This window comes from Sphaerisporangium sp. NPDC005288, assembly GCF_040607475.1.
Classification (GTDB): Bacteria; Actinomycetota; Actinomycetes; order Streptosporangiales; family Streptosporangiaceae; genus Sphaerisporangium; species Sphaerisporangium rhizosphaerae.
The window spans coordinates 26,845-41,918 of the sequence record NZ_JBEXGT010000043.1 but is presented as its reverse complement, the minus strand read 5'-3'; the positions used below and the strand labels follow the sequence as shown (position 1 = coordinate 41,918).

At 70.6% G+C, this 15,074-nt stretch carries 14 protein-coding genes and 1 pseudogene; 7 read left to right on the top strand and 8 right to left on the bottom strand.

What is annotated here, in order from left to right; all coding sequences use genetic code 11:
- Positions 1 to 345: 345 nt before the first annotated feature.
- The 4 genes from ABZU32_RS32035 to ABZU32_RS32020 are packed head-to-tail and all read left to right on the top strand — an operon-like array spanning position 346 to position 3,778.
- The gene (locus ABZU32_RS32035) at positions 346 to 1,488 is read left to right on the top strand and encodes an ABC transporter ATP-binding protein (protein ID WP_354927984.1); all 1,143 of its coding nucleotides are present in this window, start codon (positions 346 to 348) and stop codon (positions 1,486 to 1,488) included.
- Positions 1,481 to 2,146 (top strand): ABC transporter permease subunit, encoded by a 666-nt coding sequence (locus ABZU32_RS32030; RefSeq protein ID WP_354927981.1) that lies wholly within the window; start codon positions 1,481 to 1,483, stop codon positions 2,144 to 2,146. The genes ABZU32_RS32035 and ABZU32_RS32030 overlap by 8 nt, the downstream gene beginning before the upstream one ends.
- Positions 2,143 to 2,814, top strand: coding sequence for an ABC transporter permease (locus tag ABZU32_RS32025; protein WP_354927978.1), 672 nt, complete (start codon positions 2,143 to 2,145; stop codon positions 2,812 to 2,814). The genes ABZU32_RS32030 and ABZU32_RS32025 overlap by 4 nt, the downstream gene beginning before the upstream one ends.
- A 40-nt stretch (positions 2,815 to 2,854) precedes the next feature.
- Complete coding sequence (locus ABZU32_RS32020) at positions 2,855 to 3,778, top strand: ABC transporter substrate-binding protein (protein ID WP_354927975.1); 924 nt, start codon at positions 2,855 to 2,857, stop codon at positions 3,776 to 3,778.
- Positions 3,779 to 4,054: 276 nt separating this feature from the next.
- On the opposite strand, the gene ABZU32_RS32015 is transcribed toward ABZU32_RS32020, so the two are convergent.
- The gene (locus tag ABZU32_RS32015; protein WP_354927972.1) at positions 4,055 to 4,756 is read right to left on the bottom strand and encodes a TetR/AcrR family transcriptional regulator; all 702 of its coding nucleotides are present in this window, start codon (positions 4,754 to 4,756) and stop codon (positions 4,055 to 4,057) included.
- Between ABZU32_RS32015 and ABZU32_RS32010 the strand changes: the two genes are divergently transcribed.
- A complete protein-coding gene (locus ABZU32_RS32010) occupies positions 4,641 to 5,720 on the top strand; it encodes an aldo/keto reductase (RefSeq protein WP_354927969.1) in 1,080 nt (359 codons plus the stop codon). The genes ABZU32_RS32015 and ABZU32_RS32010 overlap by 116 nt on opposite strands.
- Positions 5,721 to 5,813: 93 nt before the next feature.
- A pseudogene (locus ABZU32_RS32005) lies at positions 5,814 to 6,714 on the top strand (IS5 family transposase).
- Between the two features lie 149 nt (positions 6,715 to 6,863).
- Here the strand turns inward: ABZU32_RS32005 and ABZU32_RS32000 are convergent.
- The 4 genes from ABZU32_RS32000 to ABZU32_RS31985 form a co-directional block, all read right to left on the bottom strand.
- Positions 6,864 to 7,871 (bottom strand): zinc-binding alcohol dehydrogenase family protein, encoded by a 1,008-nt coding sequence (locus tag ABZU32_RS32000; protein WP_354927966.1) that lies wholly within the window; start codon positions 7,869 to 7,871, stop codon positions 6,864 to 6,866.
- Positions 7,872 to 8,199: 328 nt separating this feature from the next.
- Positions 8,200 to 9,039: an SgcJ/EcaC family oxidoreductase gene (locus ABZU32_RS31995; RefSeq protein ID WP_354927963.1), complete on the bottom strand. Its 840-nt coding sequence runs from the start codon at positions 9,037 to 9,039 to the stop codon at positions 8,200 to 8,202.
- A gap of 40 nt (positions 9,040 to 9,079) precedes the next feature.
- Positions 9,080 to 10,141, bottom strand: a complete 1,062-nt coding sequence (locus ABZU32_RS31990) for a sigma-70 family RNA polymerase sigma factor (RefSeq protein ID WP_354927960.1) — start codon at positions 10,139 to 10,141, stop codon at positions 9,080 to 9,082.
- A gap of 272 nt (positions 10,142 to 10,413) precedes the next feature.
- Entirely contained in the window at positions 10,414 to 11,205 is a 792-nt protein-coding gene (locus ABZU32_RS31985) for a helix-turn-helix domain-containing protein (protein WP_354927957.1), read from the bottom strand.
- Between the two features lie 458 nt (positions 11,206 to 11,663).
- Between ABZU32_RS31985 and ABZU32_RS31980 the strand changes: the two genes are divergently transcribed.
- Positions 11,664 to 12,143, top strand: coding sequence for a flavin reductase family protein (locus ABZU32_RS31980; RefSeq protein ID WP_354927954.1), 480 nt, complete (start codon positions 11,664 to 11,666; stop codon positions 12,141 to 12,143).
- Between the two features lie 92 nt (positions 12,144 to 12,235).
- Here the strand turns inward: ABZU32_RS31980 and ABZU32_RS31975 are convergent, their stop codons facing one another.
- The 3 genes from ABZU32_RS31975 to ABZU32_RS31965 all read right to left on the bottom strand — a co-directional run bounded on the left by ABZU32_RS31975 (position 12,236) and on the right by ABZU32_RS31965 (position 15,043).
- The gene (locus tag ABZU32_RS31975) at positions 12,236 to 13,894 is read right to left on the bottom strand and encodes an MFS transporter (protein WP_354927951.1); all 1,659 of its coding nucleotides are present in this window, start codon (positions 13,892 to 13,894) and stop codon (positions 12,236 to 12,238) included.
- Positions 13,895 to 13,969: 75 nt separating this feature from the next.
- Positions 13,970 to 14,449, bottom strand: a complete 480-nt coding sequence (locus ABZU32_RS31970) for a MarR family transcriptional regulator (protein ID WP_354927948.1) — start codon at positions 14,447 to 14,449, stop codon at positions 13,970 to 13,972.
- A 120-nt stretch (positions 14,450 to 14,569) separates the two neighbouring features.
- Complete coding sequence (locus ABZU32_RS31965; RefSeq protein ID WP_354847171.1) at positions 14,570 to 15,043, bottom strand: MarR family winged helix-turn-helix transcriptional regulator; 474 nt, start codon at positions 15,041 to 15,043, stop codon at positions 14,570 to 14,572.
- Positions 15,044 to 15,074: the final 31 nt, after the last annotated feature.

Here is a 15,074-nt window from a genome sequence, read left to right as displayed (position 1 = left end):
CGGCAGAGGTCAGAGGGAGCGTCAGTGGAAGCGTGGGGGCCAATCATGTCAAGGGGCGGCCGAGGACCGCACTAATCGATGCCACTTTGATAGATATCGCGAAAGTACCAGGAAGAAGGGCACGCACACGGCGGGATGCCCCTTTTCGGAAATGCTGACAAGTAGGCATGAGCGAGGTCTTGGGACAGATTGTCGAAGATCCCCATAGGCTGTGTCGGGAAAGATCAAGTGGACCCGCGGTCGGGCCGTCACCTACCGTGGGGGCTGCCGAGCGGGTGGTAGCCGTGCGCAGCCGACTCGACGTTTCCGGGCCACGGGGCCCGGCCGAGAAGCACGAGGTCGTGCGTGATCACATTTGAAGGCGTCACCAAGCGTTATGCCGACGGGACGGTGGCCGTCGACAATCTCAGTCTCCAGGTGCCGACCGGGGCGATCACCGTCTTCGTCGGGCCTTCGGGCTGCGGCAAGACGACGTCACTGCGGATGATCAACCGGATGATCGACGCGTCGTCCGGGCGCATCCTGCTGGACGACCAGGACGTCCGCCAGATCGATCCTCCCACGCTGCGCCGCGGCATCGGCTACGTCATCCAGCAGGCAGGCCTGTTCCCGCATCGCAAGATCGTGGACAACGTCGCGACCGTGCCGTACCTGCTCGGCTGGGACAAGAAAAAGGCGCGCGCCCGCGCGATGGAGCTGCTGGAGCGCGTCGGGCTCGACACCAAGCTCGCCGGGCGCTACCCGTTCCAGCTCTCGGGCGGGCAGCAGCAGCGCGTCGGCGTGGCCAGGGCCCTCGCGGCCGACCCGCCGGTGCTGCTGATGGACGAGCCGTTCAGCGCGGTCGACCCGGTCGTGCGCACCAGCCTGCAGGACGAGCTGTTGCGGCTCCAGGCCGAGCTGCACAAGACCATCGTGTTCGTCACGCACGACATCGACGAGGCGATCAAGCTGGGCGACACCGTCGCGGTGCTTCGGGTGGGCGGCCATCTCGCCCAGATCGCCGATCCCTCGACCCTGCTGGCCGAGCCCGCGGACGACTTCGTCGAGGGGTTCCTCGGCAGGGACCGCGGCATCCGGCGGCTGTCGTTCGTCCCGGCCGAGGGGGTGGCGGTGCGGCGCGAGCCGGACGTCCCCGGCTGGGCGGTGGTGCTCGACGCGGACGGCCGCCCCTTGGGCTGGCGCGCGGACGGCTCGGCCGCCGGCGCCTCTCGCTCCGGGACGGGCGGCGCCGAGGAATCTCCGGGCGCGGACGACCCGGGACGGTCGCCCGCCTCCGACGGGTTGCTGCCGTTCGGCACCTTCGACCCGCGCACCGACTCCCTGCGCGCCGCGCTGGACGCCGCGCTTCTCGCGCCGTCCGGGTGCGCGATCGCGGTGGACGGCGACGGGCGCTTCGAGGGCGTCGTCACCCGGCAGGCCATGGACGAGGCGCTCGCCGGCGCCGGCGAGCGCCGGTCGCCCGGTGAGGGGACGGCGTCCCATGGGTGAGGGCGAGCCGCTGATCCGCTGGGCGTGGATCGGGCGCAACTGGCCGAGCATCCAGCAGTTGCTGGTGGACCACGTCGTCATGGCGCTGGTCCCGGTGCTGCTCGGGCTGCTCATCGCGCTGCCGCTGGGCCTGGCGAGCGCGCGCTGGCGGGTGCTCTACCAGCCCACGGTGAGCCTGATGAACGTGGTCTACTCCCTGCCGTCGCTGGCGGTGTTCATCGTGCTGATCCCGCTGACCGGCCTGGCCGAGCGCACCACGGTGATCATCCCGCTCACCTTCTACTCGCTGGCGGTGCTGATCCCGGCGGTGGTGGACGGGCTGGCGGCGGTGCCCGACCACGTGCGGCAGTCGGCCGTGGCCATGGGGTTCGGGCCGATGCGGCGACTGCTCCAGGTGGACCTGCCGATCGCCGTGCCGGTCGTGCTGGCCGGACTGCGGGTCGCGACGGTGTCCAGCATCAGCCTGGTCAGCGTGGGCGCGCTGATCGGCCGAGGCGGGCTCGGTTACCTGTTCATCGACGGCTGGCAGCGCCAGTTCTCCACGCCGATCATCGTTGGCATCGTGCTGGTCGTGGTGCTGGCCGTGCTCGCCGACGGCCTGCTCGTGCTCGCCCAGCGCCTGCTCACCCCGTGGGCCCGTGCCAGGAGGACCGCGTGAACTGGCTGATCGACTTCTTCGGCGACCCGGCGAACTGGTCGGGGCCGGGTGGCATCCCGGCCCGGCTGCTGGAGCACGTCGAGTTCTCGGTGGTGGCGTTGCTGCTGTCGATGCTCATCGCCATCCCGCTCGGGCTGCTGATCGGCCACACCGGCCGGGGCGCCGTGCTCGTGGTGATCGCCGCCAACGCCGCCCGCGCACTGCCCACCCTGGGTCTGGTGGTGCTGATCGTGCTGCTCGTCGGGGTCGGCACCACCTGGCCGGTGCTGGTGCCGCTGGTGGCGCTCGCGATCCCGCCCATCCTGGTGAACACCTACGAGGGCATCCGGGGCGTGGAGGACGACCTGCGCGACGCCGCGTACGGCATGGGCCTGCGCGGCGGCCAGGTGCTGATGAAGGTGCTGGTCCCGGTGGCGATGCCGCTGATCCTGCTCGGCCTGCGCGTCGCGGCGATCCAGGTGGTGGCCACGGCCACCGTGGCCGCGTACGTCGGCCTGGGCGGTCTCGGCCGCTACATCATCGACGGGCTGGCGACCAAGGACTTCCCCAGCACGATCGGGGGAGCGGTCCTCGTGGCCGCCCTCGCCCTGGTCGTGCAGCTCTGTTTCGCGTTACTGCAGCGTGTGGTGGTCTCACCTGGGGTGAGCCGCCGTTCGGGGCTCCGGTAACCTGTAATACCCCCCGATTTGGAAGGGATTTAAGTCACTTATGAGGCGAATTATTACCACCGCTGCGGTCGCGCTGACCGCGGTGCTCTCCTTGGGCGCGTGCGGCGGGGGCGACCCGCTCAGCGACACCGGCGCCAGCGCGGCCCCCAGCTCGACCGGCTCCGGCTCCGCCGCGGCCGCCAAGGTCGTCGTCGGCTCGGCCAACTTCCCGGAGAACGTCCTGCTCGCCTCCATCTACTCCCAGGCCCTGCAGGCCAAGGGCGTCCAGGTGGAGGAGAAGTTCAACATCGGCAGCCGCGAGGTCATCTACGACCAGGTCAAGAACGGCGCGCTGACCGTCCTGCCCGAGTACAACGGCGGTCTGCTCAGCTTCCTGGACCCCAAGAGCACCGCCGCCAGCAAGGACGACGTCAACACCGAGCTGAAGTCCAAGCTCGCCTCCGAGCTGGAGATCCTCGACTCCTCCCCGGCCGAGGACAACGACTCGCTGTCGGTCACCAAGGACACCGCCACGAAGTACAGCCTGACGACGATCGAGGACCTGGCCAAGGTCGCCAAGGACTTCGCGGTCGGCGGCCCGCCGGAGTTCAAGAAGCGCCGTGAGGCCCAGTTCAAGGACGTCTACGGCCTGACCTTCAAGGAGTGGAAGCCGACCGGCGACACCACCGCGGACGCCATCAAGAGCGACGCCGTCCAGGTCGGCAACGTCTTCACCACCGACCCGAAGATCCTGATCAACGGCCTGGTGCCGCTGCAGGACCCCAAGAGCGTCTTCAGCGCCCAGAACGTCACCCCGCTGGTCAACAAGGCCGGCGCGAACGACACCGTGCGCACGACGCTGAACGCCATCTCCGCCAAGCTCGACACCGCGGGGCTCGTCGACATGATGAAGCGCGTGGCCGTCGACAAGGACGACCCGCCGGCCGTCGCCAAGGACTGGCTGACCAAAAACGGCCTCGCCTGACCCACCGGCCCGCCCCTGACGGCGGCCCGTGACCCGGCAGAGCCGTCGACACAGAACCACCCCCGAGAGCCGCCCTCCACCAGGAGGGCGGCTCTCGGCCTGTCAGAGGCTCTCAAAGTGATCTGACCTGCCCGGAAGGTCAGACTTCGACTTCCCACCACACGACCTTGCGCCCCACTGGGGGTGCATGTGATCGGAGTGACACAGAGCGTGTCAGTTTCGGGGTGGACTAGGCCGTGTCTGACAGATGGCCTTCGAGGGCCCGGCTCGTCCCAGCTAGCGGGCGAGATGCTGGAGCCAGTCGTGCAGGAGTGCGGTCTCGACGGGGCGGAGCGGGACGGTAGCTGGATCCGCCCCGCTGAGGGTGGCATCGAGCGCGAGGGCGCGAGCGGCGAGGGTCGGGTCTGGGGCTGGGCTCGTGTCGGTGGTCAGGGCGTCGATGAGTGCTTCCCGCATGCGTGGTGAGACCTCCGGGTCGCGGTCGCTCTCGGGGATGCCGATCAGGGAGAGCGTGACGCCGGTCACCGCTGCCAGGGTGAGGTGGGCGGCAAGGACAGGCGGTACCCGTAGGCGGCCGTCGGAGGCGGCGCGGGTGAGGAATGTCATGAGGAGTTCCTGAGCCTCCCGCGCGGCGGGTGGGCGGCGGCCGGGGCGGTCGGTGCCGTACATCAGCAGGTAGAAGGCGGGGTGCTTCAGGCCGAAGTCGACGTGCATGTCCCATCCGCGGCGCATGTCATCGACCGGGTCGCCGCTCGGCGTCAGAGTGTGCTTCTGGGCCAAGTACAGGTCGAAGGCGTGGATGGCCAGCGCCGAAAGGAGCCCGTCCTTGTCACCGAAGAGCTGGTACAAGGAGGCGGCCCGGATGCCGGCCGCCGCTGCGACGGCGCGGGTGGAGAGCGCCTGGGCGCCCTCCCGTTCCAGGAGTTCGGCTGCCACTTCCAGGATCTGTCGGCGACTGCGGGTCTTCGCATCATCCACGTTGCAATGCTACGACATAAGGCGTATCACTGATTCAGACAGTGGTACGAAAAATAGCGTTACAGCGATACGGCGGGAGAGGTTGATGAATCGTGTGGGCTACGGCGCCATGCAGCTCGCGGGCCCTGAGGTCTGGGGATTCCCGGACGACCCGGAGGCGGCGCGGCGGGTGCTGCGCCTGGCCGTGGAGTTGGGCGTGACCTTCTTCGACACCGCCAACGCCTACGGGCCGCGCACGGTGAACCAGCTGATCGGGCAGGCGCTGGGACCGATCCCCGAGGGCGTGATCGTGGGCAACAAGGTCGGCGCAGAGCGCGGCCCGGACAAGTCCTGGATCGTCGACGGCCGCCCCGAGACGGTCCGGCGGCAGGTCCACGAGGCCCTTACCGATATGGGAACGGACGCGAGCGAGCTGACCTACCTCCGACTCGTCGGCGACACCCCCGGCGCGCACCAAGACGTACCGCTGGAGGAGTCGCTCGGCGCACTCGTCGAGCTGCGAGACCAGGGACTGATCCGCCGCATCGGCCTGTCCGGCGCGTCCCCGCAGATGCTGGCCCGCGCCCAGCAGATGACCCCCATCGTGGCGGTGCAGAACCGTTTCAACCTGCTCGACCGCAGCGGCGTCCAGGTCCTCGCCGACTGTGAGACCCAGGGCATTCTCTTCATCCCCTACTTCCCGCTTGCCGCTGGGCGGCTGAGCGACCACCAGGAGCTGACCGGCCCGGCAGAGCGCCTGGGCGCCACATCGGCCCAGATCGCACTGGCCTGGCTGCTGCGCCGTTCGCCCTCCACGGTCGTCATCCCCGGCACGAGCAGTACCGACCACCTCCGGTCCAACATCGCAGCTTCCGAGGTTGCCGAACAGTTGACCGACACCGAGGTCGCGCGCCTGACCGGACTCGTCGACGAGTCGCAAGCGGCCCTCGGCCAGCCCACGCCTCCCGCTCAGAGCCACCGCTGAACAAGGGTCCCAGGGATGTCGCTATCGGCCCTTGGCCGCATCTGACGAATGATCTCCGGGGCCTCTGCGGCGGCGCCCGTGTCGCCGTTCGGGATGATGCATGTCGTGGCGGGTCGTGGAGAGTTGACGGATGTGTCGTGGGATCGGATAGAGCCGCTGCTTCCTCGGGCTGATGGGTGTGGACGGCCGTGGAGGGACCATCGGCAGGTGGTCAACGGGGTGCTGTGGCGGCTGCGCACGGGTGCGCTGTGGCGGGATCTGCCCGAACGGTACGGCCCCTGGCAGACGGTCTACGAGCGCTCCGCCCGCTGGGAGGCGGACGGCACCTGGGCGAAACTGTTGGAGCACGTCCGGGTCCGCAGCGACGCGGTGGGTGAGGTGGAATGGGCTATTTCGGTGGACTCCACGATCAACCGCGCACATCAGCACGCCGCCGGCGCCCGTAAAAAGGGGAAGCCGACGGGGACGAACTGGCGGATTCGGAACGCTCGGCGACGCGGCAGGCCCTCGGCCGGTCCCGGGGCGGTCTGACGACCAAAGTCCACCTGGCCGTCGACGGCCGCGGCCTCCCACTCGCCCTGGTCCTCACGCCGGGCAACGTCCACGACGCCACCATGTTCGAAGCGGTGATGGACGCGGTCCGCATCCCACGCGTGGGCAAGGGCCGGTCCCGTACCCGCCCGGACAGAGTCCTGGGCGACAAGGCGTACTCGTCCCGGGCCATTCGGGCGTGGTGCAGACGTCACGGCATCGCCGCCACCATCCCGGAACGTCGAGACCAGCAGGCCAATCGGCTCCGCGGGGCTCCAAGGGAGGCCGTCCGCCCGTCTTCGACGCACAGGCGTACAGGCACCGCAACGTCGTGGAGAGATGCTTCAACCGGCTCAAACAGTTCCGCGCCGTCGCAACCCGCTTCGACAAACTCGCCACCCGCTATCGGGCCGGACTCGAACTCGCCTCACTCATCCTGTGGCTCCGCCAACCAGCATCGTGATCATTGTCAGACACGGCCTAGCGGGGCTTGACCCCCAGCCGCTGGGCAAAGGAGCGTAGAGGGTCGGGCGCCCGTGAGCATATCGCCGACCTTCACTTCTCCGATGGGTCATGGATGCCGCCGGCCATAAGGGCCGGCGGCAGGGGCGGTCAGAAGCCGGTGATGACCACCTTGCCGATCGTGCGGCCGCTTTCCAGCATCTCGTGGGCCTTGCGGAGGGTGGCGGCCTCGATCGGGGCCAGTTCGGTGGTGAGGGTCGTGCGCAGGGTGCCCGCGTCGATCAGTTCGGCGACCTTCTCCAGCAGCTCGTGCTGGGCGATCATGTCGTCGGCCTCGTACAGAGACCGGGTGAACATCAGCTCCCAGTGGAAGGCGATGCTCTTGGACTTCAGGGGCAGCAGCTCCAGCCCCTCCGGTTCGTCGATGGCGGTGATGTGCCCGCCGGGCCGCAGCAGCTCGGCGTACGCCTCGATCTGGCCGTCGGTCTTGGGGGAGAACACGTAGTCCACTCCCCGGGGCGCCACGGCTCGGACGCTGGCTACCAGGTCGTGGTGGTCGGCGATCTCGTGGGCGCCCAGGCCGAGCACCCACTCGCGCGACTCGGGCCGCGAGGCGGTGCCGATGACGGTCAGGCCGGTCAGCGCGCGGGCGAGCTGGACGACCATCGAGCCGACGCCGCCGGCCGCGCCGAGCACGAGCAGGGTTCCGGTGCTGCCGGCGTCCAGCCGGAAGCGGTCGAACAGCGTCTCCCAGGCGGTGATCGTGGTCAGCGGCAGCGCGGCGGCCTCGGCGAAGCCCAGCGTCCGCGGCTTGTGGCCGACGATGCGCTCGTCGACGGCGTGGTAGCGCGAGTTGGAGCCGGGACGGGTGATCGAGCCGGCGTAGTACACCTCGTCGCCCACCTCGAACAGCGTGACCTCGGAGCCCACGGCGGTGACGACCCCCGCGGCGTCCCAGCCGAGCACCTTCGGCGTGCCCCCGGGATCGTCGCCCTTGCGGACCTTGGTGTCCACCGGGTTCACCGACACCGCCTCGACGCGGACGAGCAGGTCACGCGGTCCGGGCGTGGGAACGGGCAGCTCGACGTCCTCCAGGCTGCCGGGGTCGGACACGGGAAGGGATCTGCGGTAGGCCACCGCGCGCATCGTCTCGGTCATACGACGACCGTACGCAACGACGCCGGCAGCCCGCGACGCGCCCGAGCGGGTCCTGGTCGACCGTGAAACGCATGCAGGGGTGCCGGCCGACCGAGACACGCCTGGGCGGGTGCGGGTCGGCGCTGTGACACGCCGGGCGGATGCCGGCCGGCCAGGAGGAGGCGGCAGAGGGTGCCGGTCGACCGTGAAGGCGTGCCCGAGCGAGCGCCGCTCGTGCGGTGACCACCTACACTCACCGGGTGCCCAGGTCGTGTTTCCTGGATCATGAACGTGGCTCGTCCGGCGGCCGTCCGCCCGGATTCGACGCCGAACTCGCCGTCGTTGCGGTTCATTCAGGGTGCAGGGCGGTCCTCGCTTCACCGGTGGCGGGGTCGAACGGCACGGACAGGTGCTGATGGATCATCACCCATGTGCCCTTCGTTCGCCGGAACACCCGCGTTCCGCGTGACCAACTGTCGAACGCCCGGGCGTCGGCGTGCTCGACCCGAACGTGGTTGAGCCCCCATGCGACAGCGAGGCCGTCCCGTGCGATGACCTTCAGGTCCGGAACGTCCCAGGTCACCATGGCATCGGCGGAGGCGTCCAAGCTACGTTCACAGACCTCCCGTACGGCCTGGACGCCGAGGTGCTGAAGGGGTTCTTCGTGCTCGTAGGAGATGACGTCATCGGCGATGGCGGCCATCATGCCGTCCAGGTCCTTGGCGGCGGTGTCGTCGGACCAGCGCTGGTGCAGCCGGCGTATCTCCTGCTCGGCGGCGTCATCGCGCGCGAGGTCGGCGACAGGGAACGAGTGGTGTTCGTGAGCGACGACCCACTGGCCGTGTTCCTTGCGCAGGCCCAGGGTCAACCGTAGGCGCAGGTCGGGATTGTCGGCGAACTGCTCAGGCATGCCGCACCGCAGCAGGGCGTGCGCGAACGCGACGTCGTCACCGACGGTGAGGTCCAGCGACTCGATCTCGAACGAGGCACCTTGTGCCTGCCATTCGAAGAAGGGCGGCCAGGTCTCGCGGTAGGTGTCCAAGCCGCGTACGCCCTCGTACGGCGGCGGCACATCGAACATGACGATGTCGCCGGCGTGGTCGGCCACGACCTTGTCGATGTCACCGGCATGGACCGCCTCGGCCCAACGCTCGATCAGGGTGCGGATCTGTTCTTCGTCGGTGGCCATGGCTCGACCGCGTCCTTCCGGGTCAACGGGTTCGTCACGACTACAACCCGCCCGGATCGCCGAAATCATCGCACCCCGCGGAATCAGTTCCCCTCAGCTCCGTCGGCAGGTCGAACATCGAAAAATCGGCGCCCAAGAAGGAGACCACCTCGGCGATCCGCTCCCCGCGCAGAACGAGCAGATCCAGACCTGCGGCGACGTACACGCCCCGGTCCTCGTCCCACAGGTACGTGCCGAACGCCGGCTGCGCGTTCGCCCGCGCGGGCAAGAAGCGCCAGCGTCGCGTCGCCGCGGTTCGAGCCAGGAAGCCGCGGATGCCGTCATGACCCTCATACCAGGCCGTCAGCGGCGGCATCGAGTACTTCGCGTCCTCGGTCAGCATCGCCACAATGGCGTTGACGTCCCCGGCTTCCCAGGCGGCCACATACCGCCGGGCCACATCCCGCCGCGCCGCCTCACTCAGCGAGCTCAACACCTGCTGTTGGGTCGTCTCAGGCAGCAGACCGGCGACGGCCTTCCGGGCCCGTTGAAGCGCACTGTTGACCGCCGCCACTGTGGTTTCCAACAGCTCGGCGACCTCCCCAGAGCCGTACCCGAGAACCTCACGCAGCAGCAGAACGGCCCGCTGCGACGCCGACAGATGCTGCAGCGCCGCGACGAAGGCCAGCTCCACACTTTCTCGCGCCACCACACGAGCCTCCGGGCCCAGATCCGCCGTCCAGCTCATCAGCCGGTCCGGGTACGGTTCCAGCCATCCGGCCTCGGCCGGCGATGTGCCGTGGGGGCTCAGATCGGTGGGCAGCTCTCGCCGCCCCCGCCGCTCGATGAGCGTCAACGACCTGTTCGTTGCGATCTTGTACAGCCACGGTCGGATCGATCCGCGGTCCTCGAACCGCCCCAGGCTGCGCCAGGCCCGATCGAACGTGTCCTGCACCACGTCATCCGCATCATGCACCGACCCCAGCATCCGGTAGCAGTACGCCCGCAACTCCTCCCGCAACGGCCCCACCAGACGTCCGAACGCCTCCCCATCACCCTCCCGCGCCGCAGCCAACAGATCGCCCGCGGTGGCCTCATCCACCCAGCCCGACTCAGAACGCATCTATCCCCCCGACTGACCTGCACGAGCCAAGCTATGCGAAAACGATCAAACGCACGCCAGGTCACAGTCTCGAAAGCAAGATCCGGGAAACAGGCCCTAGCTAGTGGGCCGTCCACGAGCGTTCACCGGGGTCGGGCGCCGTAGCCGGCGCCGACATCGCCGTACGACGACCCGCCGACCCGGCGCCGATCACATCCGGCACACAGCCGGGGCGGAGGGCCGCCGTCCGGTGGGTGCTCGTCAGTGGCGAGCCCCCGTCCGGTGGGCGCTCCTCAGTGGCGAGCCGCTCGGGCGCGCAGGAGGGCGGCCGTGGGCTCGTCGGCCGGCAGGAACGCCTCCAGGTGCAGCTCGGCCAGGGTGACGTCGACGGCCGTGGCGAAGGAGGTGATCGTGGTGAGCAGGCGCAGCTCGCCCTCCGGCGACCACAGGCGCAGCGGCACGGCGAAGCCCAGGTGGTCGGGCCCCGGGTCGGCCGCGGGGACGTAGCCGGACAGCTCGGCGATGAACCCCTCCAGCCGCGCGTCGGGGCTCCTGGCGGCCATGGCCCGCAGGTTCTCGATGATGTGCCGGCCCCAGGCCGCGAGGTTGCGCACGCGCGGGGCCATGCCGTCGGGGTGCAGGGCCAGCCGCAGCACGTTGACCGGCGGACGGAGCAGCTCCGGCGAGGCCCCCTCGGTGAGCACGGCTATGGCGCTGTTGGCCGCCACCACCTCCCCGTACGGGCGCAGGACCACCGCCGGGTAGGGCAGGTGGCCGTCCAGGACGCCGGTCAGGGCGTCGAGCACCGGGCGCAGCAGCGGCTCGTCCAGGCGCGACTCGGGGAAGACGGGCGCGTATCCGGCGGTGAGCAGCAGGCCGTTGCGCTCGCGCGGCGACAGGCCGAGCGACTCGGCCAGCCGCACGACCATGGTGCGGCCGGGCATCGAACGGCCCCGCTCCATGTAGCTGAGGTGGCGCTGTGTGGTGCCCGCGCTGATGGCGAGCTCGAGCTGGCTCACCCTGCGGCGCTCGCGCCAGCGCCGTAGCTCCTCGCCGAACCGCGTGTCCTCCATCGTCGTGCTCACCGCCCCGTTGTATCCGAGCCGCCGTGCCCGCGGCGATACCCCGCAGGGTATGACCCGCTGTCACCCCCGCGAGCCGGGCGCGACCAGGTCAGCATGGGTCGTACGCGACCGGGTCGGCGTGGGCTGGGCGTGATCAGGTCGGCGTGGGCTGGTTGTGACCAGGCCCGCGTGGGCGGGCTGGGCGCGATCGGGTTCGCGCGGGATGGATGTGACCAGGTCGGCGCGGGCTGGTTGCGATCGGGTCCGCGCGGGCCGGTTGCGATCGGGTCTGCGTGGGCTGGACGTGGCCGGGTGGGCGTCCGAGGCGGCGTGGGCTGGGCGTCCGGGGCGGCGTGGGGCTGGGGTGTCGGGCGTGGACCGACGCGCCAGGATCGGCGTGGACCGACGCGCCTGGGTCGGCGTGGTCTGGCGCGCCCGGGGCGCCGGGGGGTCGGTGATCGGTGGTAGGAGTGGGGGCCATGAACGAGTTCGTGGAGGCGATGCGGCAGCTGGCCGCCGGGGTCGTGGTGGTCACCGTGCGGGACGAGCGGGACGACATCGGCACGACGGTGACGACGTTCACCTCGCTGTCGGCCGACCCGCCCATGGTGCTGCTCAGCCTGGCCTCCACCGGGTACCTGTGCGAGGTGCTGCTGCGCCAGGACCGCTGGGCGGTGACCCTGCTCTCCGGCGACCAGGCGGTGATGGCCAGCCGGTTCGCCACGCCCGGGCGTCCGAGCGCGCGCCTGCTGCTCGCCGGGACTCCGCACCACCGCGGCCGCCACACCGGGGCCTTCGTCATCGACGGCGGCGTGGCCGCCCTCGAGGCCGAGACCGCCCGGGTGATCCCCGGCGGCGACCACACGCTCTTCCTCGCCCAGGTGCTGGGGGTCGACTACGTGGCCCCGGCGCTGCCGCCGCTGGTGCGGCTGCGCGGGCGCTACCGCACGCTGACCTGATGCTCGCCGTGCGCCGACCTGATGCCCACCGCAAGCTGACCTGATGCTCGCCGTGCGCCGACCTGATGGTCACCCGCGCGCTAGCCTTGTGGTCACCGCGCGCTGACCTGATCATCGCCGCGTGCGCCGGCCGGGGCGTCGCCGGTCTCGTGGGCGGGAGTCTCGCGGGCGGGAGTGCGGGGCCGGCGGGGCAGCACCACCAGGGCGACGAGGAAGGCCGCGGTCAGCAGGCCGGCGCCGATGGCGAAGGCCAGCCGGTAGCCGCCGGTCAGCGCCGCGGCCGGGCTAGCCCCGTGCGCGGAGAGGCCCTCGGTGCGGGAGGCGGCCAGTGTGGACAGCACGGCGACGCCGAGCGCCATGCCGATCTGCTGGGTGGTGTTGAACAGCCCGGAGGCCAGCCCGGCGTCCCGCTCACCGGAGCCGGACATGCCGAGCGTGGTCAGCGCCGGGATCGCCAGCCCGAAGCCGGAGGCCAGCAGCATCGGCGGGAGCAGGTCGGTCACGTAGTTCGCGTGCACGGGGACCCGGGCCAGCAGCACGAGCTGCGCGATCAGGAGCGCGATGCCCGCCAGCAGCACGTCCCGCTCCCCGAACCGGGCGTACAGCCGGGCCGAGATGCCGAGGGACACCGCGCCGATGGCGGTCGCCGCGGGGAGCATCGCCAGGCCGGTGGCGGTCGCGCCGTACCCGAGCACCTTCTGCGTGTAGAGCGCGGTCAGGACCTGGAAGGCGAACAGCGCGGCGACCATCAGCATCTGGACGAGGTTCGCCCCCGAGACGTTCCGCGACCGCAGCACCCGCAGCGGCATGAGCGGGGTCCGCGCGGTCGCCTGGCGCAGGAGGAACCCGGCGAGCAGCGCGACCGACAGGGCGCCGAACCCGAGGGTGGCCGGCGAGGTCCACCCCCGCGTCTCGACCTGGACGACGGTGTGGATGCCGAGCATGAGCCCCGAGGTCACCAGGAGCGCGCCGGCGACGTCGGCCCCGGCCGGCAGGCCGAGCCCGCGGTCGCGGGGCAGGACGGACACGGCGACCGCCAGGGCGGCCACGCCGATGGGCAGGTTGACGAAGAAGATCCAGTGCCAGGTGAGGGCGTCGGTGAGCAGGCCGCCGAGCACCGCGCCGATGGACGCGCCGGCGGCGCCGGTGAAGCTGAACACGGCGATGGCCTTCGCCCGCTCGGCCGGCTCGGTGAACAGCGTCACCAGGATGCCGAGCCCGACCGCGGCGGCCATGGCGCTGCCCGCGCCCTGCAGGAACCGGGCGACGATCAGCGTGGTGGGGTCGGCGGCGACGCCCGCGAGCACCGAGGCGGCGGTGAACACCGCGGTCCCCGCCAGGAACACGCGCCTGCGGCCGGCCAGGTCGCCGAGCCGGCCGGCGAGCAGCAGCAGGCTGCCGAAGGCGATCAGGTAGGCGTTGACGACCCAGCTCAGCCCGGCGGGGGAGAAGCCCAGGTCGGTCTGGATGGCGGGCATGGCCACGGTCACGATGCTGCCGTCGAGGATGGTCATCAGCGTCGCCGTGGCGATCACCCCGAGGGCGATCCACCGGGAACGGGGCCGGGCCGGGGGCGGCGGCTCCGCGGCGGGCGGGCCGGCGTGCGAGGGGGACGGGCCGGAGTGCGAGGAGGGCCGGCCGGAGTGCGAGGAGGGTGGGCTGGAGTGCGAGGGGGGCGGGCCGGCGTGCGAGGAGGGTGGGCCGGAGTGCGAGGGGGATGGGCCGGAGTGCGAGGGGGAGGTGGCGGACATGGGTTCTCTCCTGTCGGATGAGACGACAAGAGAGACCGTAGCAGATGGTTTTGTTATAGACGATCTCTGACGGATCTAACTTGCCCGCTGGCGCGCCCGCCGCACCGGCTGCGGATTGTCCGCCGGAGTGGCCAGTTCGTCGGTGACCAGGCGGTTCATCACCCGCAGGAACAGCTCCCGCTCGTCCTTCGACAGGCCCGCGAGTGCCGTCTGGTGGACGCGGTCGACGATGCGCTGACTGAGTGCCGCGACCTTCGCCCCCTCCTCGGTGACCGCGATGATGCGGGCCCGGCGGTCCTTGCTGGAGGGGCGTCGCTCGGCCAGGCCGGCCTTCTCCAGGGCGTCCACGGTGACGACCATCGTGGTCTTGTCCATGTCGCCGATCTCGGCCAGCTCGGCCTGCGTCCGCTCCTCCTCGACGGCGTGCACCAGCACGCAGTGCATACGCGCCGTGAGCCCGATCTCGGACAGAGCCGCCGCCATCCGCGTGCGCAGCACGTGGCTGGTGTGGTCCAGCAGGAATGACAGGTCCGGTGTGGTGGGTGCGGGAGCCATGGCGGTCACTCCTCCAGCATAACGATGTCGTTCCGTACCGGATTATCCGCTAGCAGAGCCGTTTGCCGGAGTTCGATGGATCCGGCCCCCGGAGGTCGCGGGCGGGCCGGTGACGGCCGGTCAGTCGAAGCCGCCGAACCAGCCCGGGACGTCCAGGCGGAAGACGTCGGCCGGGGTGACCTCCCGCAGGTCGGCCTCCAGGGCGCGCAGGCGGTCCTCGCCGAGGACCTGCGCCCACCGCGCCCGGATGTCGTCGAAGATGCGGGCCGACCGCACGAGGCTGTCCACCCCCCGCTCGGTGAGCCGCACGACCTTGCGCCGGGCGTCGTGCGGGTCCGAGCCGCGCTCGACGTACCCGACGCGCTCCAGCGTGTCGACCGTCTTGCCCGCCGCCTGCTTGGAGACCCCGAGCCTTCGGCCGAGCTCGGCGGCCGTCGTGCCGTGCGTGCCGATGGCCTGCATGACGAACCCGTGCAGCGGGCGCACGTCAGGATGCCCCTGCCGGGCCAGCTCGGCGTGCACCTCGTCGATGATGGTGCGAAACCCCAGGAACAACCGGAGGGGAAGCTCGTAGCCCGGCGGGTTCGTGGACACGATGGACGACCTCGCTCAATGGCAGACAACC